At 71.8% G+C, this 26,340-nt stretch carries 25 protein-coding genes and 1 pseudogene; 11 read left to right on the forward strand and 15 right to left on the reverse strand.

Going from position 1 to position 26,340, the window contains the following annotated elements; translation table 11 throughout:
* Positions 1 to 10: 10 nt before the first annotated feature.
* The 6 genes from AB0H52_RS14490 to AB0H52_RS14515 all read right to left on the reverse strand — a co-directional run bounded on the left by AB0H52_RS14490 (position 11) and on the right by AB0H52_RS14515 (position 5,042).
* Positions 11 to 646 carry a hypothetical protein gene (locus AB0H52_RS14490; RefSeq protein ID WP_151488793.1) on the reverse strand — a complete coding sequence of 212 codons (636 nt, stop codon included), beginning with the start codon at positions 644 to 646 and terminating at the stop codon, positions 11 to 13.
* Positions 647 to 660: 14 nt separating this feature from the next.
* Positions 661 to 1,731, reverse strand: coding sequence for an SRPBCC family protein (locus AB0H52_RS14495; protein ID WP_151488794.1), 1,071 nt, complete (start codon positions 1,729 to 1,731; stop codon positions 661 to 663).
* 61 nt (positions 1,732 to 1,792) lie between these two features.
* Complete coding sequence (locus AB0H52_RS14500; RefSeq protein ID WP_357947805.1) at positions 1,793 to 2,842, reverse strand: nitronate monooxygenase; 1,050 nt, start codon at positions 2,840 to 2,842, stop codon at positions 1,793 to 1,795.
* Positions 2,843 to 2,889: 47 nt separating this feature from the next.
* A complete protein-coding gene (locus AB0H52_RS14505; protein WP_225854200.1) occupies positions 2,890 to 3,999 on the reverse strand; it encodes a hypothetical protein in 1,110 nt (369 codons plus the stop codon).
* 118 nt (positions 4,000 to 4,117) lie between these two features.
* Positions 4,118 to 4,336, reverse strand: coding sequence for a ricin-type beta-trefoil lectin domain protein (locus AB0H52_RS14510; protein WP_225854204.1), 219 nt, complete (start codon positions 4,334 to 4,336; stop codon positions 4,118 to 4,120).
* Entirely contained in the window at positions 4,236 to 5,042 is an 807-nt protein-coding gene (locus tag AB0H52_RS14515; protein ID WP_225854201.1) for an SGNH/GDSL hydrolase family protein, read from the reverse strand. Before AB0H52_RS14515 ends, AB0H52_RS14510 begins: the two co-directional genes overlap by 101 nt.
* Here AB0H52_RS14515 and AB0H52_RS14520 point away from each other — a divergent pair.
* Together AB0H52_RS14520 and AB0H52_RS14525 are read left to right on the forward strand one after the other, a co-directional pair.
* Positions 5,018 to 5,737, forward strand: coding sequence for a hypothetical protein (locus AB0H52_RS14520; RefSeq protein ID WP_225854202.1), 720 nt, complete (start codon positions 5,018 to 5,020; stop codon positions 5,735 to 5,737). The two genes, AB0H52_RS14515 and AB0H52_RS14520, sit on opposite strands and share 25 nt — an antisense overlap.
* 71 nt (positions 5,738 to 5,808) lie before the next feature.
* A complete protein-coding gene (locus AB0H52_RS14525; protein WP_278123368.1) occupies positions 5,809 to 6,081 on the forward strand; it encodes a hypothetical protein in 273 nt (90 codons plus the stop codon).
* Between the two features lie 52 nt (positions 6,082 to 6,133).
* On the opposite strand, the gene AB0H52_RS14530 is transcribed toward AB0H52_RS14525, so the two are convergent.
* The gene (locus AB0H52_RS14530; RefSeq protein ID WP_357947810.1) at positions 6,134 to 7,402 is read right to left on the reverse strand and encodes an Nramp family divalent metal transporter; all 1,269 of its coding nucleotides are present in this window, start codon (positions 7,400 to 7,402) and stop codon (positions 6,134 to 6,136) included.
* A gap of 206 nt (positions 7,403 to 7,608) precedes the next feature.
* On the opposite strand from AB0H52_RS14530, the gene AB0H52_RS14535 reads away from it, so the two are divergent.
* From AB0H52_RS14535 to AB0H52_RS14545, 3 genes are read left to right on the forward strand one after another with little or no spacing between them, the layout of a single operon-like run.
* A complete protein-coding gene (locus tag AB0H52_RS14535; protein ID WP_151488798.1) occupies positions 7,609 to 8,016 on the forward strand; it encodes a GntR family transcriptional regulator in 408 nt (135 codons plus the stop codon).
* A gap of 20 nt (positions 8,017 to 8,036) precedes the next feature.
* Complete coding sequence (locus tag AB0H52_RS14540) at positions 8,037 to 8,927, forward strand: ABC transporter ATP-binding protein (protein WP_151488799.1); 891 nt, start codon at positions 8,037 to 8,039, stop codon at positions 8,925 to 8,927.
* Positions 8,924 to 9,904, forward strand: a complete 981-nt coding sequence (locus AB0H52_RS14545) for a transporter (RefSeq protein ID WP_151488800.1) — start codon at positions 8,924 to 8,926, stop codon at positions 9,902 to 9,904. Before AB0H52_RS14540 ends, AB0H52_RS14545 begins: the two co-directional genes overlap by 4 nt.
* Positions 9,905 to 9,953: 49 nt before the next feature.
* Here the strand turns inward: AB0H52_RS14545 and AB0H52_RS14550 are convergent, their stop codons facing one another.
* The 6 genes from AB0H52_RS14550 to AB0H52_RS14575 all read right to left on the reverse strand — a co-directional run bounded on the left by AB0H52_RS14550 (position 9,954) and on the right by AB0H52_RS14575 (position 17,543).
* Positions 9,954 to 11,042: a crosslink repair DNA glycosylase YcaQ family protein gene (locus tag AB0H52_RS14550; protein ID WP_151488801.1), complete on the reverse strand. Its 1,089-nt coding sequence runs from the start codon at positions 11,040 to 11,042 to the stop codon at positions 9,954 to 9,956.
* 150 nt (positions 11,043 to 11,192) lie between these two features.
* Complete coding sequence (locus tag AB0H52_RS14555) at positions 11,193 to 12,398, reverse strand: ROK family transcriptional regulator (RefSeq protein WP_225854205.1); 1,206 nt, start codon at positions 12,396 to 12,398, stop codon at positions 11,193 to 11,195.
* A gap of 169 nt (positions 12,399 to 12,567) precedes the next feature.
* Positions 12,568 to 13,671 (reverse strand): sugar-binding protein, encoded by a 1,104-nt coding sequence (locus AB0H52_RS14560; protein WP_151488803.1) that lies wholly within the window; start codon positions 13,669 to 13,671, stop codon positions 12,568 to 12,570.
* Positions 13,672 to 13,722: 51 nt separating this feature from the next.
* On the reverse strand, positions 13,723 to 15,021 hold the full coding sequence (mmsB, locus tag AB0H52_RS14565; protein ID WP_151488804.1) for a multiple monosaccharide ABC transporter permease: 1,299 nt from the start codon (positions 15,019 to 15,021) through the stop codon (positions 13,723 to 13,725).
* Positions 15,018 to 16,565, reverse strand: coding sequence for a multiple monosaccharide ABC transporter ATP-binding protein (gene mmsA / locus AB0H52_RS14570; protein WP_151488805.1), 1,548 nt, complete (start codon positions 16,563 to 16,565; stop codon positions 15,018 to 15,020). Before mmsA ends, mmsB begins: the two co-directional genes overlap by 4 nt.
* Positions 16,566 to 17,246: 681 nt before the next feature.
* A complete protein-coding gene (locus tag AB0H52_RS14575) occupies positions 17,247 to 17,543 on the reverse strand; it encodes a hypothetical protein (RefSeq protein WP_151488806.1) in 297 nt (98 codons plus the stop codon).
* An 86-nt stretch (positions 17,544 to 17,629) separates the two neighbouring features.
* Between AB0H52_RS14575 and AB0H52_RS14580 the strand changes: the two genes are divergently transcribed.
* Complete coding sequence (locus tag AB0H52_RS14580) at positions 17,630 to 19,087, forward strand: aminotransferase class V-fold PLP-dependent enzyme (RefSeq protein ID WP_151488807.1); 1,458 nt, start codon at positions 17,630 to 17,632, stop codon at positions 19,085 to 19,087.
* Between the two features lie 15 nt (positions 19,088 to 19,102).
* On the opposite strand, the gene AB0H52_RS14585 is transcribed toward AB0H52_RS14580, so the two are convergent.
* Entirely contained in the window at positions 19,103 to 19,501 is a 399-nt protein-coding gene (locus tag AB0H52_RS14585; protein ID WP_151488808.1) for a hypothetical protein, read from the reverse strand.
* A 277-nt stretch (positions 19,502 to 19,778) separates the two neighbouring features.
* Between AB0H52_RS14585 and AB0H52_RS14590 the strand changes: the two are divergent.
* Positions 19,779 to 21,031 (forward strand): annotated as a pseudogene (locus tag AB0H52_RS14590) (family 16 glycosylhydrolase).
* Positions 21,032 to 21,211: 180 nt separating this feature from the next.
* The gene (locus AB0H52_RS14595) at positions 21,212 to 22,234 is read left to right on the forward strand and encodes a DUF4331 family protein (RefSeq protein WP_151487952.1); all 1,023 of its coding nucleotides are present in this window, start codon (positions 21,212 to 21,214) and stop codon (positions 22,232 to 22,234) included.
* Positions 22,235 to 22,318: 84 nt separating this feature from the next.
* Here AB0H52_RS14595 and AB0H52_RS14600 read toward each other — a convergent pair whose 3' ends face one another.
* A complete protein-coding gene (locus AB0H52_RS14600) occupies positions 22,319 to 22,588 on the reverse strand; it encodes a DUF2188 domain-containing protein (protein WP_225854123.1) in 270 nt (89 codons plus the stop codon).
* Here AB0H52_RS14600 and AB0H52_RS14605 point away from each other — a divergent pair.
* The 3 genes from AB0H52_RS14605 to AB0H52_RS14615 are packed head-to-tail and all read left to right on the forward strand — an operon-like array spanning position 22,551 to position 26,265.
* Positions 22,551 to 24,953: a PEP/pyruvate-binding domain-containing protein gene (locus AB0H52_RS14605; RefSeq protein WP_151487951.1), complete on the forward strand. Its 2,403-nt coding sequence runs from the start codon at positions 22,551 to 22,553 to the stop codon at positions 24,951 to 24,953. The genes AB0H52_RS14600 and AB0H52_RS14605 overlap by 38 nt on opposite strands.
* Before the next feature lie 28 nt (positions 24,954 to 24,981).
* Positions 24,982 to 25,647 carry a hypothetical protein gene (locus AB0H52_RS14610; RefSeq protein WP_357947819.1) on the forward strand — a complete coding sequence of 222 codons (666 nt, stop codon included), beginning with the start codon at positions 24,982 to 24,984 and terminating at the stop codon, positions 25,645 to 25,647.
* Between the two features lie 51 nt (positions 25,648 to 25,698).
* Entirely contained in the window at positions 25,699 to 26,265 is a 567-nt protein-coding gene (locus AB0H52_RS14615; RefSeq protein ID WP_151487949.1) for a TetR family transcriptional regulator C-terminal domain-containing protein, read from the forward strand.
* Positions 26,266 to 26,340: the final 75 nt, after the last annotated feature.

Consider the following 26,340-nt stretch of genomic DNA (forward strand, 5'->3'; position numbering starts at 1 on the left):
CACCGCTCACTCAGCGCACTCGGGCGTACGCCAGCGGCACGCTCGTCGGCTGCCCATCCCAGCTGCCACTGAGGACGGCACCCACTCCCCCGTCGCCCCCGACACCGGGCCGGCGGACGACGACGAGCTCCACGGAGTCGGTGCCGATGACCGTGCGGTCATCGTCGGCCACGCTCCGGACGGCACCGACCGGGGGCACGTCGGTGAGCCCACCGTCGCTGGCGACGACCGTCACGCTCGGCTCGCGCAGCTCACGCCGACCGTCCACCTCGAAGTACTGCTCCGCCTGGCCGGCACCGGCCAGGATGGCGTGCGCCAGCGCGGCGGCGTACACCGGGTCGGCGCAGCCGTCGTACACCCAGCGGGTGCCGAGCACCGAATGTTCGGTGGTGCCGACCAGCCAGTCCTCGGCACCGTTGAGCGGTGCGTCACGGTAGGTCAGCGGGACGTGGTGGACCGGACCGTCGGCGGCACCGACCAGGATCGTCTCGATGCCGACCGCGCCGGCCGGGTCGTCGAAGCGGTAGGCGCCCCGGCTCACCAGGTCGGCGTCGGCCGACCCCCGGTACCAGGGTCGGCCGGGCAGCCAGGTCGCCAGCAGGTCGATCTTCGTGGGGCGCAGGGTCGCGCGGTGCAGCAGTGCCATGCCGGCAGCCTAGGTCACACGCCCGCGCAGGGTTTCCCGCCGATCACGCAGCTCTCCGGTTCCCGTGCCTTCGGACGGCTGTCGCGCACGTCGAAGCGGAACGTCTGCGACCCTCCGGCCGGCACGGCCGGCCCGGTGAAGGTGATCGCCCGGCCGTCCTGCCGCCAGGTCGCGTCGTCGACGTCGTCGACGGTGGTGCCCTCAGCGAGGGTGACCACCACGGCCCAGTCCGCCACCGGCGCGCCGCCCGGGTTGTCGACCACGATCTCGCCGGTGTAGCCGAACAGCCGGCTGGAGTCGGTCTCGTAGCGGGCCACCACCGGCGGCGGAGCTGGCGGGGCCGGCGTGGGCGTGGGCGACGGCTTCGCCGACGGGGAGCGGCTCGGTCGGGTGGTCGGCGACGCGGTGGTCCGCGAGGGCCGCACCGAGGGCGTCGTGGTCGGCGCGGTCATGGTCGCCTCCGTCGTCGGTGTCGGTGTGGCCGCCGGCGCCGGCGTGGCGACGGGATTCGACTCGGGGGGCAGCGCGATCCACGCCGCCGTCCCCACCACCAGCACGGCCCCGCCGACCAGGCCCAGCACCACGCGACGTCGACGGCGGGGCCGGCCGCGTACGCCGATCAGCGGCAGCTCGGCGGTCATCCCGGCCTCACCGCGGCGTAGGTCGACCTGTTGAAAGGCGAGCCAGTCGAGGATGGCCGGCAGTCGCACGGTCAGCGCCTGCCGGAGCTGCTGCGCACGCGATTCGTGCTGCTCGGCGGACCAGGCACCGTGCGTGGTGACCTCCCGCACCGCGAGCCGGCAGCCCTGCTTCGTGGCGGTGACGGCGCAGGTCAGCTCGGTGAGCCGGCCGGCCTCGTCGCAGCGCAACGCGAGCAGTTCGGGCATCTTTCGCTCGGTCACCTCGACCTCGACGTCGGCGTCGAAGCCCGGCACGCCGGCCGTGTGCAGCAGCAGCCGGTCCGGCACGCCCTCCACCGTCTCGGCCTCGACGAACCAGCGGCCGAGCAGCTCCAGATCCGTCAGGGCGAGCCAGACCCGGTCGGGCGGGTGGGACAGGTCGACCTGCGCGTCGATCTCGATCACGGCGAGACTCTAACGGGTTTCCCACCCGACGCCGCCCGCCCCCCGATGGTCACCGCGCTGGTCAGCCCCAGCGGGTCGACCGCTCGGCCACCACCGCCAGCGCCGCGCGGGCATCGGCGCTCAGCTCGGCGAGCAGTTCGGCCGCCGGCACCTCCCGGGCCAGGGGGTGCGCCTGACCGGCCCACAGGTTGGCGACCGACGCGTCCCCGTCGCGGCGGGCGGCGGCGAGCAGCGGCCGGGTCAGGTGCAGCACCTGCGGGTAGCCGGTGGGAGCCGCCGCGTCGTGCCGGCGCAGGAAGTCGTTGACCACGCCCCGGGCCCGCTTGCCGGTGAACGCCCGGGTCAGCGCGGTCGGTCCGGTGCCGGCCACCGCGGCCCGATGCAGGGGCGAGCTGCCCGCCTCCGGGCACCGCAGGAAAGCCGTACCGAGTTGAACGGCGGCGGCGCCGGCGGCCAACGCGGCGGCGATCCCGGGACCGTCGGCGATGCCGCCCGCGGCCACCAGCGGCCGAGCACACCGGGAGGCGGACAACCGGAGCAGCGGCAACAGCGCGTAGTCATCGTCGTCCGGCATGCCGCCGCGATGCCCGCCGGCCTCGGTGCCCTGCACCACGACCGCGTCCACACCCAGCTCGGCGGCGGCCGTGGCCGCGTCCGGCCGGGTGACGGTGGCCCACACCTCGGTGCCCCGCTCGCGCAGGGCGGCCACCGCCGCCCGGTCCGGCAGCCCGAACGCGAAGGACACCACCGGGACCGGGTCCGCGAGCAGCGCGGCCAGCTTCCCGGGGTACGCGTCGTCGCCGCCCACCGGCTCGCCGAGGCGCACCCCGCGCTGGTCGGCCTGCGGGGCGAGCCGCTGCGCGTACGCCTCGATGGCGGCCTCGTCGACCGGGCCGGAGCCGGGCAGGAAGACGTTGACCCCGAACGGCCGGTCGGTGCGGGCGCGGACCTCGGCGACGTCGGCGACCAGCCGGCCGGTGTCGATCATCCCGGCGGCCAGGAAGCCCAGGCCACCGGCGGCGGACACGGCCGCCACGAGCGCCGGTGTGGACGGGCCGCCGGCCATCGGGGCGGCGACGATCGGGTGGCGCAACGTGGACAGCACGGACATCCGCCCATCCTGCCGCACCGGGTCCGGGCCGGTCGGTGACCCGTCGGTCACCGGCGGTCGGTGTGCCGCCGCCACAGCACTCCGGCGACCGCGAGGAGCGCCAACAGCGTCCCGGCGCCGGCCGCGAGCGGCCAGATCGGGCCGCCGACGTCGCCGGTGTGCTCGGCCGCGGGAAGGGCCGCCGTGGTCGCGGGCGGGGCCGCGGCGGTGGACTCCGCCGGATGCGAGCCGGTGGCGGTCGCCGTCGGGGCCGCGTACCGCAGGATCGTCGGGCGGGCGCCCGGCGCCTGGTCGGCGGACTCGGAGACGGTGAGCAGCGACTGGCCGTCCCGGCTGTAGGTGATCGACTCGCCCTGCGGCTCGTCCGGCAGCGGGACGGTCCGCGGGGTGCCGCTGGTCAGCGCGGCGACCACGTCACCGTCGGGTACGTCGTACTCGATCGCGTCGGCGTAGGTGCGCAGCACCACGCGGCGCCCGTCCGGTGCGTTCGCCGCGCCGGTGACCACCCGCCGACCGAGGAACGAGTACGGGTTGGCGGTGGTGCTGGGCGGCAGGACCACCTGGCCGACCGAGGCCAGCGGCGTCTTCGCGCCCGGCCGGAGCGCGGCGGTCGGCGCGTAGAGGACGGCGGTGCCGCTGCCGTCCTTGGTGATGACCAGCGGCCGGCCGTCGGCGTCGAGCAGCAGCGCCTCCGCGTCGTGCGGGCGATCCGGGTACGTCATCCGGTGCAGCACGGGCTCGTCCGCGCCCGGTGCGAGCCGCCACAGGGCGACCGTCTCCCGCGTGCGGTCGTTGTCCCCGATGTCGGCGACCCAGAGGGTGCCGTCCCGGCTCATCGCCAGGTCCTCGGTGTCGCGGGGACGGGAGGGGTAGCTGACCGTCCGCGTCACGGCGCAGCCCCGGTCGAGGAAGAAGATCCGGCTTCGGGCCTCGTCGTCGGCACCGTCGTTGACCACCACGTACCCGTCGTCCGTGGCGACCATCCCGGAGATCTCGGTGAGCCGGTCGTCCCGTACCTGGCAGACCTGCGCCGGGCTCGCCGCGACGGCCACGCCCGGCGTCAGCAGCGCGGCCGGCACGGCACCGACCGCCAGCGCGGTCAGCGCCGCTGTCGCGCGGGCACGCCGCCCCCGGGTCAGCCACCCGCGTACCCGCATCGCCCGCCTCCTCGTCGCGGCCGTGTCCCGGCCGTCCCGACCATCCTGGCGGATCCCACCCACCGGCGGTGGTCATCTCCGGGGGACGCGTCGGCGCGCGTTGCCGATGTCCTGTCCGCTACCGCGTGGACCAGCGTTGTACGCCGGTGCCGTTGCACGTCCAGAGCTGCACCCTGGTGCCGTCCGCGCTCGCCCCGCCGTTCACGTCCAGGCACCGGTCGCCGTAGACCCGCAGCTCACCGGCGGCGGTGCGGGTCCAGCGCTGGTTGGTGCCACCGTGGCAGTCCCAGATGATCGTGAGGGCGCCGGCGGTGGTGCTGGCGCCGGAGACGTCCAGGCACCGCCCGGAGGCGGGGTTGACCAGGCCGACCGGGGTGCCCACCGGTGGGCCGCCCGCCGGGGACGAGACTGCCGGGCACCGAGCGCAGCGCGTCGTACCAGCGGACCGCCATCTTGTCGTACCCGCCGGCGTTGGGGTGGACGCCGTCGGCGAGGTCGGCGGTGGTGAGCGCGGCGTGCATGTCGACCAGGTGCGCCCGGCTGCCCTTCTGCGCCACGACGCCGGGGATCGCCGCGTTGTACGCCCGGACCCTCGCCTCCAGGTTCGGGTCGGACTCGGGGGTGATGGTGGCGACGAAGAGCTCGACCTCCGGCACCGTCGACCTGATCTTGTCGATGGGGCCGGAGAGCCGGGCCGGCGCGTTGGCCAGGTCGTAGTTCTGGTTCACGTCGTTGGTGCCGATGTGCAGCAGCACGGTCCGCGGGTCGGTGGCCCGCAGCCAGGTGACGATGTTGGCGTCGAGCTGGTCGATGCGCCAGCCGGAGTGCCCCTCGTGGTCGTGGTCGCCGAGGCTGGCGGGGCCGTTGAATCCCGAGCCGACGAAGTCGACCGTGTAGCCGCCGCCGGCCAGCCGCTGCCACAGGTTGATCCGGTACCCGCCGGGCACGTTGAACCCGTCGGTGATCGAGTCACCGAGCGGCATCACCCGGACGCCGCCGTTCGATTCGGCCTGGGCGGGTGCGACCTGGGCCAGCGCCAGCACGGCGCCGAGGACGAGCCCGAAGCCGCCTCGACGGCGACGGGTGGCACAACTACTACGGCTGGCCCACGGATGCCCGTTCGCCGTTCCTGTTCACCGCCACCGGCACCGACGTGGACGGCCTGGTCTACGGCAACCTCGGCTCGGGCGGCCTGTCGGTGTCCCCGTTCGCCGAGCGGTCCCCCGGGTACGGCCGGCACACGATCGAGTACCGGGGCATCGACGCGGTGGGCAACATCGGGGCGGCCGGCGCGTTCGTGGCCACGCTGATCCCGCCGCCACCGGCCTGCACCAGCGTGGTCACCGGCCGGCACGCCGGCCCGCTGGTGCTCGCCGCCGGCGTCACCTGCCTGCGGGGGGCCACCGTCACCGGCCCGGTCACCGTCGCACCCGGTGCCGCCCTGGTCGCCGAGGGGTCCTCGATCGCCGGGAGCCTGGCGTCGTCCGGTGCCACCGCCGTCGAACTGCTGACCGCCGAGGTCCGCGGTGCGGTCGCGCTGACCGGCACCACCGGCCACGTCACGGTGGTCGGGACGCGGGTGGCCGGCCCGCTGGCGCTCACCGGCACCGCGTCGGCGCCGATCCTCGCCGGCGGTCAGGTGGGCGCGCTGGTCTGCTCGGGCGGCCCGGCCCCGGTCGATCTCGGGGCACCCACGGCGGTACGAACCGGACGACCGGGCGGAGACTGCGGGGCGTGATGCCTGAGTGTGGCGGTACGGGGTAGGCAGCGGCCCGGCGGCCTGTCGACGACCGCCGCGAGGAGGCTGCGATGAGCACGTACCGGGACGACCAGAGCGCTCCGATCCCTCCCCCGGAGGCGGATGCCGTCGAGCAACGGCAGGACGCGTTCGACGTCGGGCCGCCGGACCGGGTGTCGGGTGACGTCGACCCGGAGGCGTCCGAGGCCGACCTCGCCGAGCAGGGGGCGCTGCCGGCGGGCACGCTGGAAGAGGTGACGTCGTTGCCGGCCGACGCCAACCCGGCGGACGCCCTCGAACAGCGTCAGGAGATCCCGGCCCGCGACGAGGGCCGCCGGACCTGACCGCACCGGGCCGGGTCCGGCCCGCCCAGCGTGTCCTGCCGACCCGGCCCGCTCAGCCGATGGCGACCTGCCAGAGCAGGAAGGCGTTGAGCGCGACCACCAGCACCGCCACCAGCGACGCGGCGGCGGTGGTGAGCGGGTGGTTGACCAGGTTTCCCATCAGGTCGCGGCGGCGGGTGAAGGCGACCACCGGGATCAGCGCGAACGGGATACCGAAGCTGAGGATGACCTGGGACAGCACCAGCGCCCGGGTGGGGTCGAGGCCGATGGCGAGCACGGCGAGCGCGGGCAGCAGGGTGACCAGACGGCGCAGCAGCAACGGCACCCGCCGCCGCAGGAAACCCTCCATGATCACCTCGCCGGCGTAGGTGCCGACGCTGGTGGACGCGAGCCCGGAGACCAGCAGCGCGATGGCGAAGGCGAACGCGGCGGCGGTGCCGATGGTCTGTCCGAGGCCGGCGTGCACTCCCTCCAGGCTGTCCGCCCCGGCGGGACCACCACCGCGGAAGCTGGCCGCGGCGATCAGCAGCATGGCGAGATTGACCGCTCCGGCGGCGGTCAGCGCGAGCAGCACGTCGGTGCGCTGGCCGCGAAAGAGCGTACGGCGTTCGCTGTCGTCGGCGGCGGGGATGCGGTCGCGGGTCAGCGCGGAGTGCACGTAGATGACGTGCGGCATGACGGTGGCGCCGAGGATGCCGGCGGCCAGCAGCACGCTGTCGGTGCCCTGGAGCCGGGGCACCAGGCCGGCGACGGCGGAGCCGGGGTCGGAACCGGAGGCGAGCAGGTTGCCCGCGAAGGCCAACACGATGACGCCGAGCAGCACGGCGATGCCGATCTCGAACGCGCGGAACCCGCGTGAGCGCAGGGCGAGCACGGCGAACGCCGCGGTGCCGATGATGATCCCGCCGGGCAGCAGGGGGATGCCGAGGAGCAGGTAGAGGGCGACCGCGCCGCCGATCACCTCGGCCAGGTCGGTGGCCATGGCGACCAGTTCGGCCTGCACCCACATCATCCGGTTCACCGGCCTTGGCAGGCGCTCCCGGCACAGCTCGGGCAGGCTGCGCCCGGCGGCGAGGCCCAGCTTGGCGGTGAGCGTCTGCACCAGCATGGCCATCAGGTTGGCCACCACCACGACCCAGACCAGCAGGTAGCCGTAGCGGGTGCCGGCCGCCGAGTTGGTCGCGAAGTTGCCGGGGTCGACGTACGCGACGGCGGCCACGAACGCCGGGCCGAGCAGGATCAGCCGTCCGCGTACCCGACCCCGGGCTCGGGCCGTCTGTAGCGGTGTCGCCGTCGACGCCGTGAGCTGCCTGGTGACCATCGACCACCTCCGTTCGCGCGGATCGCCTGCCGGCCCCTTCCCGATCCGCTGGCCCGTCGGTGCCAACCTCTGGCCCGCCGGTGTCACCCACCGCCGCCGCGCCGTGTTTTCCACGGCACGCCGGGTCGTGCTTGACAGGTGGGGTTCCCCCGGTGAAGCTGTCTATTAGTCCTACTGTCGTAGGACAACAGGAAGGATCATCTCGAGTGATCGAGTTCGTGCTGGACAGCCGGTCGAAGGTGAACACCTACATGCAGCTCGTGCAGCAGGTGAAACAGGCGCTGCGGGTGGGTCTGCTCTCGCCGGGCGACCAGTTGCCGAAGGTCCGGGACGTCGCGCAGTCACTGGCGATCAACCCGAACACGGTGCTGAAGGCGTACCGGGAGTTGGAGATCGAGGGTCTGGTCGGCGGCCGACCCGGGGTGGGCACGTTCGTCCAGCGCACCCTCGCCGGCGCGTCCCTGCCCAACCAGGCCGAGCTTCGCGACGACCTGGTCGCCTGGCTGCACCGCGCGCAGGCCGCCGGTCTCACGGCCGAGGACGTCATCGCCCTCGTGGAGACGACGCTGCGCGCCACCCTCGCCGACGACGCCCCGCAGAGAGAACCCGCATGAGCGCAACGAGAGGACAACGGATGGACATGGTCTTAGAGGCGGACCGGCTGGGCAAGCGGTACGGCAGCACCTGGGCGTTACGGGACTGCTCGCTGCACCTGCCGGCCGGCCGGATCGCCGCGCTGGTCGGGCCGAACGGCGCGGGCAAGAGCACGCTGTTGCACCTGGCCGTCGGGCTGCTCAAGCCCGACTCGGGCGCGGTACGGGTGTTCGGCCGTTCGCCCTACGGCGACACCGAGGGCCTCTCCGACATCGGGTTCGTCGCCCAGGACACCCCGCTGTACCGGGACTTCACCGCCGCCGAGCTGGTGATCGCCGGCGGCAAGCTGAACAAGCGGTGGGACGCGGGGTTGGCCCGCCAGCGACTGGCGCAGCTCGGCATTCCGCCGGACCGCCCGGTCGGCAAGCTCTCCGGCGGGCAACGGGCCCAGGTGGCGCTCGCCCTGGCGCTGGCCAAGCAGCCCCGGCTGCTGCTGCTCGACGAACCGGTCGCCAGCCTCGACCCGCTCGCCCGCCGGGAGTTCCTCCAGTCGCTGATGGGCAGCGTGGCGGAATCCGGCACCACCGTGCTGCTCTCCTCGCACCTGCTGGCCGACCTGGAACGGGTCTGCGACTTCCTGATCGTGCTCAACGCCTCCCAGGTGCAGCTCACCGGGGCCGTCGACGACCTGGTCGCCGAGCACCGCCAACTGGTCGGTCCCCGGCACGACGGCGGCGTGATCGGGGGCGTCGCCGCCGTGGTCCGGGCCAGCCACACCGACCGGCAGTCCACCCTGCTGGTCCGCACCGACGGCCCGGTCACCGACCCGGCCTGGACGGTCCGTGACGTCAGCCTGGAGGACGTCGTGCTGGCCTACCTGGCCGACGGCACCACGCAGACCAGTCACAGCGAGTGGGGAGTGGCGGCATGATCTGGTTGACCTGGCGGCAGCACCGCAAGCTGGCGCTCTACACCCTCCTGGGGTTCGCGGTGCTCGCCGCCGTGCTGGTGCCGATCGGCCTGTCGATGCGGCACACCTTCGCCGACCTCGGGCTGGCCGAGTGCCTACGCCCGTCCGCCCTCAGCGAGGCGGCCGCGCAGACCTGCGACGTGGGCCTCCGCCGGTTCAGCGACCGGTACGACAGTCTGAACCTGGTTGCGGTGCTGCTGATCAGCCTGCCGGTGCTGGTCGGCCTGTTCTGGGGCGCACCGCTGGTCGCTCGCGAGGTGGAGCAGGGTACGCACCGGTTCGTCTGGACCCAGGGCGTCGGCCGCACCCGCTGGGCGCTGGTGAAGTTCGGGCTGGTCGGCGGGGCCGTCGTGCTCCTCTCGGTCGGCTATGGACTGGGCATGTCGTGGTGGGTCGCACCGCTCACCCAGGCCGCACACGAGGGCCGACTCGGCGTGATCGTCTTCGATCTGCAGGGCATCGTGCCGATCGGCTACACCCTCTTCGCCGTGGCGCTGGGCATCTTCGCCGGCACCGTGTGGAAGCGGATGCTGCCCGCCATGGGCATCACCCTGGCCGGGTTCATCGGCGTACGGGCAGCCGTCGAGATGCTGGCCCGACCGCACTACCAGCCCGCGCGCACCCAGACCTTCCCGATCGAGGGGAACGGGATTCCGGAGGGAGACCGGGGCAACTGGATCCTCGCCGCGGGCATCCGGAACCCCGACGGGACGATGGTCGCGGAGAACGCCCGGATCCAGTGTCCGCCGGGCGGAAAGGGCCCAGACGGCCGGGCCTGCGGTGCCGAGCTGGGCCTTCAACCGGGCGCGTACAACTGGGAGCTGTACCAGCCGGCGGACCGGTTCTGGCTGTTCCAGGGCATCGAGACGGGCATCTTCGTCGCCCTGGCGGTGCTGCTGCTCTACCTCGCGGTGCGTCGGGTCCGCCGGATCGCGTAGGCCGGTCAACGGGTGCTCGTCGGGGTGCGGGGGCCTCGGCGAGCACCCGTCAGCGCAGGCCCTCGACGGTCAGCGTGAGCCAGGACGCCAGGTCGTGCAGCTCGTCGTGCACGGCCCGGGTCAGCTCCGGAGTGAACGGCACATCCTCGTGGACGGCGTGCACGGTGAACGCGCCGCGCCTGCGGTCGGCGGTGGCGTCGACCTTTCCGACCAGCCGGTCGCCGTGCAGGATCGGCAACGCGAAGTAGCCCCACCGCCGGCTGGCCTTCGGCTTGTACATCTCCAGCACGTACTCGTAGTCGAACAGCTCGGCCAGGCGGACCCGGTCGTGCACCAGCCGGTCGAAGGGCGACAACACCGCGGTACGACCGGTGAAGGGCTGCCCGAGCGCGGCCGGGTCCACCCGCCACACGCCTGCGACGCCCTCGACGACCGCGGGCTCACCGGCGTCACCGACCTCGGCCGGTTCGCCGGGGACGACCACCGTCTTCTCCCGGGCGATGCCCAACGCCCGCAGCCGGCGCTCGTTGCGGAGCCGGTGCGCCTGCTCCACAGGGACGACGGGCGTACCGGCCGGGTAGACCCGCTCCGCCACGTCCCAGAGTCGCTGCCGCCCCCGGCGGCCGGCGATCCCGACCTCGCCACGCAGGACCAGGAACTCCAGCATCTGGGTGACGTTGCGGTTGTTGGTCCACCCCGACGACGGCCACGGCACCACGCAGGTGTCCGGGATGTCGCGGGAGAGCAGCGGACCGTTGGAGCGGAGCAGGTCGAGCACGTCGCGGCGGAACGAGTCGTTGGCACGCAACCACTCGCGCTGCCGCCCGTGGGCGGGCGCCTGCGCCATCGCGGCGAGATGGAGCCCCAGGTCCTCCATCGGACGCACCATCGCGTGGTGCTCGAAGAGCGTCCGGTCCCGTTCCAGCGCCCGCCGCAGGTGCTCCGGCTGGTACGACGAGCCGAGCCGGCTCCAGCACACCAGGTCGGCGCTCGGCGCGACGGCGGCCGTCGGGTCGATCTGCACCAGGGTCAGCTGGCGTACCACCGTCAGCAGGTCGGGCGGGCGCGGAGCGGCCAGCAGTTGCGCACGGACGGCGATCCGCCGCGCCTGAGCCCGATCGATCTGGTGGACGACCACGTCGCCGACCCTAACGGCGAGCACCGACACCGCGCCGGTCGGCGGCTCAGCCGGCGAGCCGCCGGTACCGGGCGACCGAGAGCGGCCCGAAGACGGCGACCAGCACGATCGGCCAGGCCACGGCCAGCACTGCCCGACGTCGCGGGCGGGTTACGCCGGGGTGGCGGTCTCGGTCTGGCCCGCCACACCCACGTTGAGCGGATCGGCCAGGAGCTTGTCGAAGGCCAGCTCGGCGGCACCGATCAGGACGGCGTCGCGGCCGAGCGCGGCCGCGCGCAACCGCAGGTGCTCCCGGGCTCCCGGCAGCGGCATGGTGTCCAGCCGACGGCGGACCGTGTCCGCCCCGGCGGTGAAGATGTCGCGCAGCGAGCCACCGAACACCACCGCGTCCGGGTTGACCACGTTGACCAGGTTGGCCACGCCGAAGCCGAGCCACTCGGCGACCTGCTCGACCGCCGCCCGTGCGGTCGAGTCGCCATCTGCGGCGGCGCGCAGCACCTCGGCCACCGCCGCACGGTCGCCGGGGTCCCGGCCGGCATGCCGCAGCAGCGCGGCCTCCCCGATCTCGGTCTCCCAGCAGCCCCGCGAGCCGCAGCCGCAGGGCAGGCCGTTCGGGTTGACGACCATGTGGCCGACCTTGCCGCTGTGGCCACGGTGGCCGGCCATCAGCCGGCCGCCGACGATGATGCCGGCGCTGATCCCGACGTCGCCGTGCAGGTAGATGAGGTCGTCGACGCCGGCGGCCACGCCCCGTACGTGCTCGGCCAGGCCGGCGATGTCGGCCAGGTCGCCGGCCACGAAGCCCGGGCAGGCGGTCAGCTCGGCCTCGAGCGCGGCCCCGAGGGTCGCCTCGACGCTCGCGACCCTGATCCTGCCGTCGGGGGTGCGGGTGGTGTCGGTCACCGCGACCGCGCCGCCCACCAGCAGCGCGTCGGGGGCCACCGAGCGTTCCATGTCGCGGACCAGGTCGGCGAGCGGCCGGACGGCGTCGACGGCCGACATGCCGCCGGGCCGGGCGACCTCGCGCAGATCGAGGATGCGTCCGCCGAGGCCGACCCGGGCGGCCCGCAGCCGGTCCGCGTCGATGCTCAGGGCGTGTGCGTAGACCCGGTCGGAGCGCGGGCTGACCACCAGCGAGGGGCGGCCGGCGCGACGGGCGGTGGTGGGTACGTCCTCGGTGACCAGGCCACCGGCGACCAGGTCGGCGGCGAGGGCGCCGATGGTGCTGCGGTTGAGGCCGAGTCGGCTGGTCAGCTCGGCCCGGGACGTCGGCCCGTGCAGGTGCACGTAACGCAGCACGGCGCCGAGGTTCTGCCGCCGGATCTCCTCCTGGCTCGCGCCGGGGACCGGTGGCAGTGGGGATTCGGGGTTACGGCCGACGCCGGCTGGCCTGGACCGGATGGGTGCCCCCACGGTCAGACCTCCTTCCGGGTCGCTGCCGGGTGGTGCGGGTGCGACAGGACGACGATGGGTCCCGGAAGAGGAGATCCGGGACCCATCGGCGTTGCTGCCTACCGTGCGGTGATTACTTGGTGAGCGGCGCGAGCTTCGGGTCGTTGGCGTACGCCTCAGCCGCGTTCGCCTTGGTGACGGCGACCGGCGGGAGCAGGTACGTGTCGACGACCTTGCTGCCGTTGTTGTAGGACTTGGTGTCGTTCACCTGCGGGGCGTTACCGGCCTGGAGAGCCTTGACCATGTTGATGGTCTCCTTCACCAGGTTGCGGGTGTCCTTGTTGATCGTCATGTACTGCTCGCCAGCGACGATCGACTTGACCGACTCAACCTCGGAGTCCTGACCGGTGACGACCGGGGTCGGCTTGCCAGCACCCTTGACCGAGGTCAGGATGGCGCGGGCCAGCGTGTCGTTCGGGGAGAGGACGCCGTCCAGCTCCTTGCTGCCGTAGGTCGAGGTCAGCAGCTGGTCCATGCGGGCCTGCGCACCCTCGGCCTTCCAGCCCTGGATAGCGGTCTGCTTGACGTCCTTCTGACCCGAGGCGACAACGACGTTGCCCTTGTCGATCTCCGGCTTGAGCACGCTCATCGCGCCGTTGAAGAAGACACCGGCGTTGTTGTCGTCCGGCGAGCCGGAGAACAGCTCGATGTTGTACGGGCCGTTCGGCTTCTTGGCCTTCATGCCGTCCAGCAGGGCCTGGCCCTGGAGCTGGCCGACCTTGAAGTTGTCGAACGCGACGTAGTAGTCGAGGTCCGGCGTGTTGGTGATGAGCCGGTCGTACGCGATCACCTTGACACCGGCGGCGTGCGCGGCGGCGACCTGGGTCGACAGCTGCGCGGCGTCGGTCGCGCCGATGACGATGACCTTGGCGCCCTTGGTGGTCATGGCGGTGATCTGGGCCTGCTGGTCGGCGACCGTGGTCGACGCGCCGGCGTACTGCACGTCAGCCTGGAAACCGGCCTCCTTGAGACCGTTGGTGAACAGGTCACCGGCGAGGACCCAGTTCTCCGAGGTCTTGGCCGGGAGGGCGACACCGATCAGGGAGTTCGCCGCGAAGCCCTTGGCGGCCTCGCCGCCGGAGCCGGAGTCGCCGTCACGGCCGGAGCCGCAGCCGGCGAGGGCCAGCATGGCGGCGGCGCTGATGGCCACCACCGACGTGCCGAAGAATTTACGCATGGTGAGGACTTGCCTTTCTTGATGTGAGACGGGTGGAGAGGTCGGTGGCCGTCAGCCGGACACCGCTGCCTTGGCGGGCTCGCGCTCCGCGTCCGGCGGTGAGGCAGGTGGGGCGGAGTCCTCGCGGCGGAACGGCCGCATCAGGCTCCCGATGACGGAGAAGCGCCCCTGGCTCTTGTTGTAGACGTCGATCGCGACGGCCAGCAGCAGGACCAGACCCTTGATGATTTGGACGCGGTCGGTGCCGACGCCCATCAGCTGCAGGCCGTTGTTGAGCACGGCCATGACGAGACCACCGACGATCGAGCCGCTGATGGTGCCGATACCGCCGGAGACGGCCGCACCACCGATGAAGACCGCGGCGATGGCGTCCAGCTCCCAGCCGTTGCCGTCCTGCGGGCCGGAGGCCGCCGAACGGGCCACGAAGATCATGCCGGCCAGCGCGGCCAGGACGGACATGTTCATCATGACGAAGAAGTTGACCCGCTTGAGCTTCACGCCGGACAGCTCGGCCGCCCGGGAGTTGCCGCCCACCGCGTAGATGTGCCGGCCACCGGCCGTGTTGCGGGTGTAGAAGGAGTACGCGATCACCAGGACCAGCAGGATGATGCCGGAGATCGGGAAGCTGGTGCCGACGCGACCGCTGGCGAAGCGCAGCGAGGCGAAGGCGATGACCCCGACCATGATGGCCATCCGCAGGATCGAGATCCACATGGGTGCCGGGTCGGCGTCCATCGCCCGACGGGTCTTGCGGGCCTGGATCTCGCGCCACACCACCGCCACCGCGGCGGCCAGACCGAGCAGCAGCGTCGCGTTGTTGTAGCCGGTGTTCGGACCGAACTCGGGCAGGAAGCCGGAGCCGATCTCCCGGAAGCCCTCCGGCACCGGGATCGTGTTGGCGTTACCGATGAACTGGTTGCCACCACGGAACAGCAGCATGCCGGCCAGGGTGACGATGAACGCCGGCACCCCGATGTACGCCACCCAGAAGCCCTGCCAGGCGCCGATGATCGCGCCGATCGCGAGGCCGAACAGGATGGCGACGGGCCAGGGCAGGTCCCACTCGGCCATCGACTTGGCCACCAGGATGCCCGCGAAGGCGGCGACGGAGCCGACCGACAGGTCGATGTGCCCGGCGACGATCACCATGAGCATGCCGATGGCCAGAATCAGAATGTACGAATTCTGCTGGAACAGCGCGATCAGGTTGTCCGACCGCAGGGTCAGGCCATCGGTCAGGATCTGGAACAGGACGACGATCGCCACCAGGGTGAAGATCATCCCGAACTGGCGAGCGTTGGAGGTGGTGCCTCCGAACAGGTTCTTCTGAAGGTCCTTCAATCGGCTCATTTTGTCAGCATCTTCTTCGTCGAGGTCATCTGCTTCATGAGGTTTTCCGGGGTCGCGTCCGCCCGGGCGATCTCGCCCGTGATGGCACCTTCGAACACGGTGTAGATGCGGTCGCACAGCCCGATCAGCTCAGGCAGCTCCGAGGAGATGACGATGACGCCCTTCCCCTGATCGGCGAGCCGCTGGATGATGCCGTAGATCTCGTACTTGGCACCCACGTCGATGCCGCGCGTCGGCTCGTCGAGGATCAGCAGGTCCGGGTCGGTGAACATCCACTTCGCCAGGACGACCTTCTGCTGGTTTCCGCCGGAGAGCTTGGAGACGCTCTCGTCGACCGTCGGGGCCTTGGTCCGCAACTCCTTGCGGTACGCCTCGGCCGCCTGGTACTCCTCGACCTCGCTGAGGACGCCGCGGTGCGAGATCTTGGACAACTTGGCCGCCACCGTCGACGACTTGATGTCGTCGAGGAGGTTGAGGCCGATCGCCTTGCGGTCCTCGCTGACGTACGCGAGCCCGTTGTCGATCGCGTCCGCGACCGACTTCAGGACGATCTCCTTGCCGTCCTTGATGATCGTGCCCGACTCGTACACCCCGTAGGAGCGGCCGAAGACACTCATCGCGAGTTCCGTACGGCCCGCGCCCATGAGACCGGCGAAGCCGACGATCTCGCCGCGGCGCACCACGAAGCTCTCGTTCTTGCAGACCTGCCGCTCGGCGGAGATCGGGTGGCGCACGTTCCAGTTGCGGACCTCGAAGAAGACGTCGCCGATCTTCGGGGTGTGGTCCGGGAACCGGCTGCTCAGCTCACGGCCGACCATGCCCCGCACGATCCGGTCCTCGTCGACCCCGTCCGCCTTGACGTCGAGGGTCTCCACGGTCCGGCCGTCGCGCAGGATGGTGATCTGGTCGGCGATCGCCTCGATCTCGTTCAGCTTGTGCGAGATCATGATCGAGGTGATGCCGCGGGAGCGGAAGCCGCGCAGCAGGTCCAGCAGGTGCTTGGAGTCGGCCTCGTTCAGAGCCGCGGTCGGCTCGTCCAGGATGAGCAGCTTCACGTCCTTGGCGAACGCCTTGGCGATCTCCACGAGCTGCTGCTTGCCGACCCCGATGTCCTTGATCAGGGTGTCCGGGTCCTCCTGGAGACCGACCCGGGCCATCAGGTCCAGCGCCATCCGGTTCGCGGCCTTCCAGTCGATCGCGCCCCGCTTGCGCGGTTCGTTGCCGAGGAAGATGTTCTCGGCGATCGACATGCCCGGGATGAGCGCGAGCTCCTGGTGGATGATCACGATTCCGGCGTTCTCGCTGGCCCGGATGTCGGAGAACTTGCTCTCCGACCCCTGGTAGACGATCTGGCCGTCGTAGCTGCCGTACGGGTAGACCCCGCTGAGGACCTTCATCAGCGTGGACTTGCCCGCACCGTTCTCGCCGCAGATGGCATGGATCTCGCCGGCGCGAACCACCAGGTTGACGTCGGAGAGGGCCTTGACTCCGGGGAACTCCTTGGTGATGGAGCGCATCTCAAGGAGGATCGGCACGTCGCTCATAGCTCGTACCACCTCGCCAACGTCATCGGTTGCCTCCGGAAGGTTGAACCTTCACTTGGTTTTGTTGTTGACGGCAACGTATTGCGGTGGAGAGGCCATCCGCAAGGCGAGGGACTGTTGAAAATGTAACAATCCGGCAATATAGACGTAGCGCAGTGTTCGCACGCCACAGCGGCCCCGGCGGCCCCTCCCGGTACCCCGGATCGGCTCGCCACACTCCCGCCGGGCCCGACGGCCCACGTGATCGACATCGGTCGTTGATCGCAGGCCCGCCACCAGGCACGATCTCCGCCGGCCGGTCGCCGGGCAGCATAGCCCGCCGTCCGCCGACATCGAACGGCCTGGTCAGACGCCCACCACACCACCCGTCACGGCCACCGATAAACGCCGATGTGATCAACGCCTCTGACGGAGGCGGACATCGGCGAGGGCCGTTCGGCCACACCGACGCCTCCGGCGTCCCTGCCGTGCCCCGCTGTCCCGAAATGAGCGGATCCGCGTGATCCACTCGCTCTCCTTGATATCGCGGTCTCCCCGCGCCCGGGACACACCGGATTCCAGGACCCCACCCACCTCGCTCGCCCACCCCGCTCGCCCGCCGTGCGCGGAGTGCGAGCGGTGGCAGGCACGCGACACCTCAGTCTGCGTACCCCGGTGAAGGCCGGCCGGGTTCGGTCCCGGTCAGCGGGTCAGCCGGCCGCGCAGGGTCGCGACGCCGCCGCCGGAGAGTTCGTCGAGAGCGACGGGGCGGCCGGTCAGCGCGAGCAGCAACGGCTCGGCCGGGCCGGCGACGGTCGGCCCCTCCCCCGACGCCCAGCCCAGATCGGTCGCCTCGAACCGCAGGCCGGTGGGGAGCCCCCGGGGCACGAAGAAGCCGACGGTGCGAGGGCCGGTCAGGAAGTCCAGCGAGGCGCGCAGCCGCTCGGGACGCAGGTCGTGCGCCAGCCCGAGCGGACGGCGGATGTCCTGCCCATGCACCTGGGTGAACTGGCTGGTGCTCGGCGCGTTCGTGCTGCTCTTCCTCGCCGCGACCTGGGCGGTGCTGGTGCGTCGAGAGTCCCGCCGTGGGCACTGAGCACACCCCTCCCACCTCGCCGGCCGCGCTGCCGGGGTACGCCGGCACCGCCCGGATCGACGAACTGCGTGCCACCGAGTACCAGCATCTCGACCGGCACGGCCAGGTCTACCTCGACTACGCCGGGGCCGGGGTGGCCGCCCAGGCGCAGGTGCGGGCGCACCACGACCGGCTGTTGGCGGGTCTGTACGGCAACCCGCACTCGGAGAGCCCCACCAGTGCGGCGGCCGGTTCGCTGGTGGAGTCGACCCGGCGTGCCGTGCTCGACTTCTTCCACGCCGACCCGGCCGAGTACGCGGTCGTGTTCACCGCGAACGCCAGCGGCGCCTGCCGTCTGGTCGGCGAGGCGTACGACTTCGGCGGTGCGGCGCCGCTCGTGCTGACCTGGGACAACCACAACTCGGTGAACGGCATCCGCGAGTACGCCCGGGCGGCCGGGGCGTCGGTGCGCTACGTGCCGCTGAGCGGCCCGGAGCTGCGCGTCGCCGAGTCCGACCTGGGCACGGTGCTGGAGGCCGCCCGGGGCCGGCGGTGGGGACGGGCCCAGGGCCGAGGGCTGTTCGGGTACCCCGCGCAGAGCAACTTCTCCGGCGTGCAGCACCCGCTGGACTGGGTGGACCTGGCCCACCGGCACGGGTACGACGTGCTGCTCGACGCGGCCGCGTTCACACCCACGAACCGGCTGGACCTCCGCACGGTGCGGCCGGACTTCGTCTGCCTGAGCTGGTACAAGCTGTTCGGATACCCCACCGGCATCGGCGCGTTGCTGGCCCGCCGCGAGGCGCTGGCCCGCCTGCGCCGCCCGTGGTTCGCCGGCGGCACGATCCGCGCGGTCAGTGTGCAGGGCGACTGGCACCGTTCGATGGACGACGAGTCGGCGTTCGAGGACGGCACCCTCAATTTCCTGAGCATCCCGGACGTGTTGTTCGGGCTGCGGTGGCTCGACGGGATCGGCGTGGACCTCGTGCACAGCCGCGTCGGCCTGCTCACCGAGTGGCTGCTGGGCCGCCTGACCGCGCTGCGGCACCGCACCGGTCAACCGGTGGTGCGGGTGTACGGGCCGACGACGGGCGAGGGCCGGGGCGCGACCGTGACGTTCAACGTCCTGCGCCCGGACGGGTCCCTGGTCGACGAGCGGCTCATCGCCCGGGAATCCGCGTCGGCCGGTTTCTCCCTGCGCACCGGCTGTTTCTGCAACCCGGGTGCCGGGGAGGGCGCGTTCGGGATCAGCGGGACCTCGCTGCGGCGGCGCCTGCTGGCCCGGGTCGACACGATCGACCAGTACCTCGGCGCGCTGCGGTTGCCGACCGGTGGCGCGGCCCGGGTCTCGTTCGGTCTGGCCTCCAACGCGGCCGACGCGGAACGCTTCCTCGCCTTCGTCGAGGCGTCCTACCTGGACCGCGACGTCACCGTCGGGCCGCCGTTGCCGCCCCGGCTGCGCTGCTGACCCAGCCGCGGCCGGCTAACCGACCTGGGCCACTGGCGCGGGCCGGTGCTTGTTCTCCTCCATGAAGGGGAACCGGGCGGTCAGTTCGGCGATCGTCAGCCCGGCCCGCCAGGCGGCGGCGACCTGGGCGACCCGGAGGAGGTCCATGACGTCGCCGCGCGCCAGCACCTCGCCCGAAACCCGTAGGTCGATCATGAAGTATCGGGCCTGCGAGCCCAACCCGACGCAGGCGACGCCCTGGTCGGAGTGCAGCTCGGCGCAGGTGAACCGGCTTCGCCCCTGCTCGGGGGCGGTCACCCGGCCGATGTCGAGCTGGTGGTGTGCGGCGGTCTCGATGAGCGCGGGGGCCAGACCACCCCGCTCGACCAGATCCGGGTAGAGGCGCACACCCAGCGCCGTCGACGCGTCGCTCATGACTGACTCCCACTTCCTTGTGACAGAGACCAGCAGCGCGCAGGTTACGGGGAGGTTTCCTGCGAACCTCGTCATCCTGTCCCGGGTGGACGCTCCACGGCAATAGGAAGGGTCGATTCGACCGCTATCGAGGGGTGCGATCGGGCGGTAACGGACGGTCGTCGTATTGGAAACACTCTTGACAGAAAGACATGATATCGACATGCTTCGCTTTAGAGAGCGCTCTCCACCTCTCCGGCGCGCAGCCTCCGCCACCCCCCTCGCTGAGGAGCCTCCCGTGTTCACAGCCCGCCCCGCACCCCGCCTCCGACCCTTCGTCCTCGCGGCGGTCGCCCTCGTCACCACCGCCGCCGCCCTGATCGTCCCGGCGCAGTCCGACCGCGCCGAGGCCGCCATCGGGCCGATCACCTGGCAGGACGAGTTCAACGCCCCAGCCGGCACACCCGTCGATCAGAGCAAGTGGCGCTTCGACATCGGCGGCAGCGGCTGGGGCAACAACGAGCGGCAGTACTACACCAACAGCACGAGCAACGCCGTGCACGACGGCCAGGGCAACCTCGTCATCACCGCCCGCCGGGAAAACCCCGCCAACTACCAGTGCCACTACGGGCGCTGCGAGTACACCTCGGCCCGGCTGCTGACGGCGGCGACCTTCACCCAGACGTACGGTCGCTTCGAGGCCAACATCAAGATTCCACGCGGTCAGGGCATCTGGCCGGCGTTCTGGATGCTCGGCACCGGTGGCGGCTGGCCCGACGCCGGCGAGATCGACGTCATGGAGAACATCGGCCGGGAACCCAACACCGTCTACGGCACGGTGCACGGCCCCGGCTACTCCGGCGGCGGCGGCATCACCGGCAGCCGCACCCTCGGCGGTCCGCTCGCCGACGGTTTCCACACCTACCGGGTGGACTGGGAGCCGAACGCGATCACCTGGTACCTGGACGGCAGTACCACCGGGTCGACCCCGCCCGACTCGGCGGCAACCGGTGGGTCTTCGACCACCCGTTCTTCATGATCCTCAACGTGGCGGTCGGCGGCAACTGGCCCGGCTACCCGGACGGCTCCACCCAGTTCCCACAGCAGATGCTCGTCAACTACGTGCGGGTGTCCAGTTACACGTCCGGCGGAGGCGACCCGGCCCCCGGCACCAGCAGGATCAGGGGAGCACAGAGCGGGCGCTGCATCGACATCCCGAGCGCCAACCCGGTGGAGGGCGCCAAGCTCCAGATCTGGGACTGCAACACCACCGCGGCGCAGGCGTGGACCTTCGCCTCCGACGGGACCGTGCGGGCGATGGGCAAGTGCATGGATCCGGCCTGGGCCGGCACCGCCAACGGCACCGAGGTCAACCTGGTCAGTTGCAACGGCAATCCGGCCCAGCGCTTCACCCTCAACAGCGCGGGCGATCTGGTCAACCTCAGCGCCAACAAGTGCGTGGACGTGCGGGAGGCCAACCCCAACAACGGCGGCAAGCTGCACCTGTGGGACTGCCTCGGCGCATCCAACCAGAAGTGGTCCCGCTTCTGACGAGGCCAGCGAGCGGCCGGGCCGTCCGAGAAGAAATCGGGCGGCCCGACCGTTTCCCCATGCCGTCCTTCGTCGCGAGGCAGGCGGGTGGATCGGATTCGGGCGATGCGGCAGGCGACGCACTCATGCCCGCTATGTTCGGATTAGTCCAAGTAACTCAGCTGTCTCGGGAGCACGTCCATGTCGCATCACCTCGACACGCCCCTCGCCGCCCAGAGCGGGCAGCTCTTCATCGACGACCTGTATGTCTTCGACGGCGACCGCGCCACCGTGTTCGTCATGGACGTCAACAGCTCAGTGACGAAGGCCGACATCAAGCGCGGATTCCACGCCGAGGCCCGCTACGAGTTCAAGATTCACTTCAACGGCGCGGGGATGGAGGAGCTGACCTACCGCTTCGCCTTCGGCGAGCCGGACGGCGACGCCAGGCAGACCTTCCAGCTGTACGAACTCGCCGGCGCCGACGCCCGTGACGACGCCGCCATGGGCACTCCGATCGCGCAGGGCAGGACCGGCGAGGTGACCATCGGGCAGAACGTCCGGATCTGGGCGGGCCGGATCACCGACCCGTTCTATGTCGATCTCGACCAGCTCGCGACCATCAACGGCGCGGTCACGAACGGCGCGCAGGTGGATCGGTCGAAGTGGCGGATCGACCAGGCCAGCAACAGCTTCGCCGGCACCACCGTCGAGTCCATCGTCTTCGAGGTCTCCCATGACGAGCCGCTGCTGCGCGCCGGTACCGAGATCGGCGTCTGGTGTCGCACCCTGCTGGCCACCGACGCCGGTGGATGGCGGCAGATCAACCGCGCGGGTCACCCCATGATGTGGCCCATTTTCTGGCCCCACGACACGGACTTCTCCAACCCGGCCAATGTCCGGCACCCCGGTCAGGACCTCGCCGAGGACGGCGAGGAGATCGCCAACGCCGTCGCCGGGGTCGTCGCGGCGATGGGCACCGCACCCGACCCCCAGGCGTACGGTCGCAGCGTCGCCCAGCAGCTCTACCCCGACGTGCTGTCGTACACGGTCGGCACCCCCGCGAACTACGGCTTCGCGGTCCGCAACGGCCGCACCATGGCGGACAACGCGCCGGAGGTGATGTTCTCCCTGGTCCTCAACACCGGCACGACCTCCGGCCTCAACCCGCAGGTCACGAAGGCCGCCCGCGCGGACACCTTCCCCTACGTCGTGCCGGCCTGAGTCATGCCGGCCTGATTGGCTCGCGAAACGTGACTGACCTCGCCGGGCACGCCGACGAGGTCAGTCGGAGGGGACCGGGGGCGGTCAGCCCTCGATGTCTCGCGGGTCGCGGCTGCGCGGGTAGGTGTTCTTCTCCCCGATCGTGCCGTCCTGCTTCTTGATCACGTGCTCGACGCCCCGGTCGGCTGCCATCTCGCGACCCTGCGCCTGCGCGTCGGCCTTGGAGTGGCGGCCACATCCGTTGACATTGCAGTTGCATCGTGAAAGCGCTACGGTGGATGCAATGCACTCGCATTGCGTTGAGAGGGGCGCCCAGATGCACGTGATCGCGTTGTCCGAGGCGACCACCGACATGATCGACCTGGTTGGCGGCAAGGCGGCCGGCCTGGGCGAGTTGATCCGGCGCGGCGAACGCGTCCCCGAAGGCTTCTGCGTCACCGCCGACGCCCACCGGCTCGGCGTCATCCCCGAGGCGGAGATCCTCGCCGCGTACCAGCGGCTCGGGGCGGGCCCGGTGGCGGTGCGCTCCAGCGCCACCGCCGAGGACCTGCCGGACGCGAGCTTCGCCGGACAGCAGGACACCGTCCTCAACGTCACGGGCGGCGCGGAGCTGATCGCCGCGATCGGAAAGTGCTGGGCCTCGCTGCGCGCCGACCGCGCGACCGCGTACCGCGACGCCCGTCAGATCGACCAGGACGAGGTGTGGATGGCGGTCGTCGTGCAACGCATGGTCACGCCCACCGTGGCGGGGGTGCTGTTCACCGCCAACCCGGTGACCGGCCGCCGCGACGAGATGGCGGTCGACGCCGCGCCGGGTCTCGGCACCGCCGTGGTGGACGGCGCGACGAGAGTGGACCACTACGTCCTCGACGGCGTCGCGCGCGACGACACGGGATGCCTGAGCCCCGCCCACCTGGCGCGACTGCGTACCACCGGTGAGCGGTTGCAGGATCACTTCGGCTGCCCGCAGGACGTGGAGTGGGCGATCGACGCGGACGACGTGCTCTGGTTGCTGCAGTCGCGGCCGATCACCACTCTGTTCCCCCTCCCGCCGGCCACCGACGGGCCCCTCCCCCGCGTCTACCTGGAGTTCGGCCACGTCCAGGGCATGCTGCAACCGGTCACCCCGATGGGCATGGCGACCCTGCGGGCGCAGATCACGGCGATGCTCGCCTCGCTCGGCGTCCGGGTCGAGATCGTCGACATCGGTGGCCGCCTCTACGGGGACCTGACCGACCTGGCCCGGAGCAGGTCGTCGCGCAGGCGACTGGTCAAGCTCATGGCCGTCGACTTCGGCCCCCGGGCGCAGGCGGTGATGCGGCACGTCCTGGCGGACCCGCGGTTCGCCCCGACCGGCGGCGGCACCGGGCGCGGCGCCGCGCAGGGGGCGGCGTCGCTCCGCACGGCCGGTCGCGCGGTGGTGGGGATCGTGCGCGCACTGGCCCGGCCCGAGACGGCACGGATCTCGATGGTCGAGGCGGTCGAGCAGATCAGGGTACGGTCCATGCCCCCCGACGACCTGCGGACCGCCGCCGACCGTCTGCGCTTCGTGCAGGCGCGCGACGCCGACGACAGCGCCGACGCGATCATGTGGCCGATCGTCGCCGGGATGCTCGCCGCCGCGCTGCCGGCCGCGCTGCTCAAGGGTGTCGCCGGGCCGGACGAGATCCACGCCGTGCTGGCCGGGATGCCGCACAACGTCACCATCGAGATGGATCTGGCCCTGTGGCGGCTCGCCCAGGGCGTGGGTGAACACCGTCAACTCCTGCTCGACACCCCACCGGACGAGCTGACCACGCGGTACCTGGGCGGAACGCTACCCGACATCGGCCTGGCCGCCTTCCTGGACGCGTACGGCCATCGGGGCGTCGCGGAGGTCGACCTCGGCGTGCCACGGTGGGCCGAGGATCCGACACCGGTCTTCGCGGCGCTCGCCAACTACCTGCGCGTCACCGATCCGGCGCAGGGCCCCGACCAGCGCTTCCACCGTGCCGCCGCGGCGGCGGAGACGGCGCTGGAGGAGCTGGTGACGCGGGTGCGCCGGCGGCGGCCGGTGCGCGGCCGGATCGCCGGGTTCCTGCTGCGCCGGGCCCGCTCGTTGGCCGGCCTTCGCGAGGCCGGCAAGTTCGCCGGGCTGTACCCGCTACGGGAGACGCGTCGGCAGCTGCTGCTCATCGGCGCCGACCTGCACGGCTCCGGGCTGCTGGAGCAGGCCGACGACGTCATGTTCCTGACCCTCGACGAGGTGCACACCGCCGTACACCAAGGGGTTGATCATCGCGACGTGGTCGCCTCCCGGCGGGCCGTGCACCGTCGGGAGCTGCGACGCCGATCGGTGCCGGTGGCCTTGCTGTCCGACGGCACGGACGTCGAGACCATCCTGCCGGCAGCGCCCCCCGGCGACGGGACACGCACCGGCGTGGGCGCGTCCGCGGGCCGGGTCACCGGGCCCGCCCGGGTGGTCCACGACCCGGGCACCGCCCACGTCGAACCCGGTGACGTCCTGATCGCGGCGACCACGGATCCCGGCTGGACTCCGCTCTTCCTCACCGCCGCGGCGCTGGTCACCGAGACCGGCGCGATCATGGCCCACGGCCCGACCGTGGCCCGGGAGTACGGCATTCCCGCCGTCATCTGCGTGCCGGACGCGACCCGGACGATCGTCACGGGACAGCTCGTCACGGTCGACGGCGCCGCCGGAACCGTCACCGTCCACTGACCGCCGATCCCCCACCCCGAGGACGACGATGACCGACACGAAGACGCCGACCAGGGCGACCGTGGGACCGCTGCTGCGCCGGGCGGCCGTTACCGAGGCCGCGATGTGGCGCAGCCTGTACGTGTGGGCGCGGCGTCGCCCCCTGCCGCTCGGGCCCGGCGACGAGCCGTTCGGCTACCTGGGCGTGGTCAAGCCGATCCTCGGCATCTTCATCGGCCTGTCGGTCGTCGAGATCCCGATCTTCGACCTCATCGTCACCCACGTCGTGCCGTGGCGGCCCGCCCGCTGGATCGTGCTCGCCCTGGGCGTCTGGGGTGTGCTCTGGATGGTGGGCCTCTTCGCCAGCATGACCATCCACCCCCACGTCGTGGGTGACCGGGGCCTGCGGGTGCGGCTCAACTCGGGCATCGACATCTGGATCCCGTGGACGGACGTCGAGGCGTTGCGCAAGCGCCACCGGTCGCTGCCGTCGAGCCGGTCGGTGCAGGTCGAGCAGGAGGGCGACCGTCGGGTGCTGTCCATCTCGGTCGGCAGCCAGACGAGCATCGACGTCCTGCTGCGCCGGCCGACGACCTTCGACCTGCCGAAGACCGGCTCCATGCCGATGAACGAGCTGCGCCTGTACGCCGACGACCCGGACGGCCTGCTGCGCAGCGCGCGGGGCACCCCCGCGAGCACCACCGTCAGCCGGTGACGCCGCCGCTGGCGGAGTGTCCGGGTCACCCACTGTGAAACGATCGAGGCCATGCCCAAGAAGGTCGATCACCAGGAGCGACGCACCCTCATCGCGGACGCGCTGATGCGGGTCGCCGCCGATCAGGGCCTGGAGGCCGTCAGCCTCCGACACGTGGCTGCCGCGGCCGGCGTGTCCGCCGGGATGGTCCAGCACTACTTCCGGACCAAGGACGAGATGATGACGTTCGCGCTGAGCGTGGTCCGCGAGCGCAGCCAGATCCGGGTCACCGAGGCGGTGGCCCGGCTCGGCGAGACCCCGTCGCCTCGGCTGCTGCTGCGGACGATGCTCGCCGCGCTGCTGCCGCTCGACGACCGCACCCGCGACGACGGGCGGGTGGCGCTCGCGTTCCTCGCCTACACGGCGGTACGACCGTCGGCTGCGCCCGGCCTGCACGAGGACACCGCGCGGTTCACCGGCTTCATTGCCAGCGTCCTGCCCGACGGCCACGGTGCCGCCGCCGCAGCCGGCCTGCTGGCGCTGATGGAGGGGCTGGGCGTCTACCTGCTGGGCGGGCAGTACACCGCCGAACAGGCACTGGGCGCGCTGGACGCCCACCTCGACCTGCTCTTCGGCTGATCGGTCGCGGGTAACCGCGTTGCCGCCCGGCCGGGGCGGGAGTCGCAGGGCCCGCTGACCCGGATCGGCTGAGCA

Source organism: Micromonospora sp. NPDC050695 (assembly GCF_040654415.1).
In the GTDB taxonomy this organism is placed as follows: Bacteria; Actinomycetota; Actinomycetes; order Mycobacteriales; family Micromonosporaceae; genus Micromonospora.

Bases quoted from the DNA above. Each gene is read 5' to 3' on its own strand.
- AB0H52_RS14490 (WP_151488793.1), bottom strand. From the start codon at position 646: ATGGCACTGCTGCACCGCGCGACCCTGCGCCCCACGAAGATCGACCTG.
- AB0H52_RS14500 (WP_357947805.1), bottom strand. From the start codon at position 2,842: ATGTCCGTGCTGTCCACGTTGCGCCACCCGATCGTCGCCGCCCCGATG.
- AB0H52_RS14505 (WP_225854200.1), bottom strand. From the start codon at position 3,999: ATGCGGGTACGCGGGTGGCTGACCCGGGGGCGGCGTGCCCGCGCGACA.
- AB0H52_RS14525 (WP_278123368.1), top strand. From the start codon at position 5,809: ATGAGCACGTACCGGGACGACCAGAGCGCTCCGATCCCTCCCCCGGAG.
- AB0H52_RS14530 (WP_357947810.1), bottom strand. From the start codon at position 7,402: ATGGTCACCAGGCAGCTCACGGCGTCGACGGCGACACCGCTACAGACG.
- AB0H52_RS14540 (WP_151488799.1), top strand. From the start codon at position 8,037: ATGGACATGGTCTTAGAGGCGGACCGGCTGGGCAAGCGGTACGGCAGC.
- AB0H52_RS14545 (WP_151488800.1), top strand. From the start codon at position 8,924: ATGATCTGGTTGACCTGGCGGCAGCACCGCAAGCTGGCGCTCTACACC.
- AB0H52_RS14560 (WP_151488803.1), bottom strand. From the start codon at position 13,671: ATGCGTAAATTCTTCGGCACGTCGGTGGTGGCCATCAGCGCCGCCGCC.
- mmsB (WP_151488804.1), bottom strand. From the start codon at position 15,021: ATGAGCCGATTGAAGGACCTTCAGAAGAACCTGTTCGGAGGCACCACC.
- mmsA (WP_151488805.1), bottom strand. From the start codon at position 16,565: ATGAGCGACGTGCCGATCCTCCTTGAGATGCGCTCCATCACCAAGGAG.
- AB0H52_RS14585 (WP_151488808.1), bottom strand. From the start codon at position 19,501: ATGAGCGACGCGTCGACGGCGCTGGGTGTGCGCCTCTACCCGGATCTG.
- AB0H52_RS14595 (WP_151487952.1), top strand. From the start codon at position 21,212: ATGTCGCATCACCTCGACACGCCCCTCGCCGCCCAGAGCGGGCAGCTC.
- AB0H52_RS14605 (WP_151487951.1), top strand. From the start codon at position 22,551: ATGCACGTGATCGCGTTGTCCGAGGCGACCACCGACATGATCGACCTG.
- AB0H52_RS14600 (WP_225854123.1), bottom strand. From the start codon at position 22,588: ATGTCGGTGGTCGCCTCGGACAACGCGATCACGTGCATCTGGGCGCCC.
- AB0H52_RS14610 (WP_357947819.1), top strand. From the start codon at position 24,982: ATGACCGACACGAAGACGCCGACCAGGGCGACCGTGGGACCGCTGCTG.
- AB0H52_RS14615 (WP_151487949.1), top strand. From the start codon at position 25,699: ATGCCCAAGAAGGTCGATCACCAGGAGCGACGCACCCTCATCGCGGAC.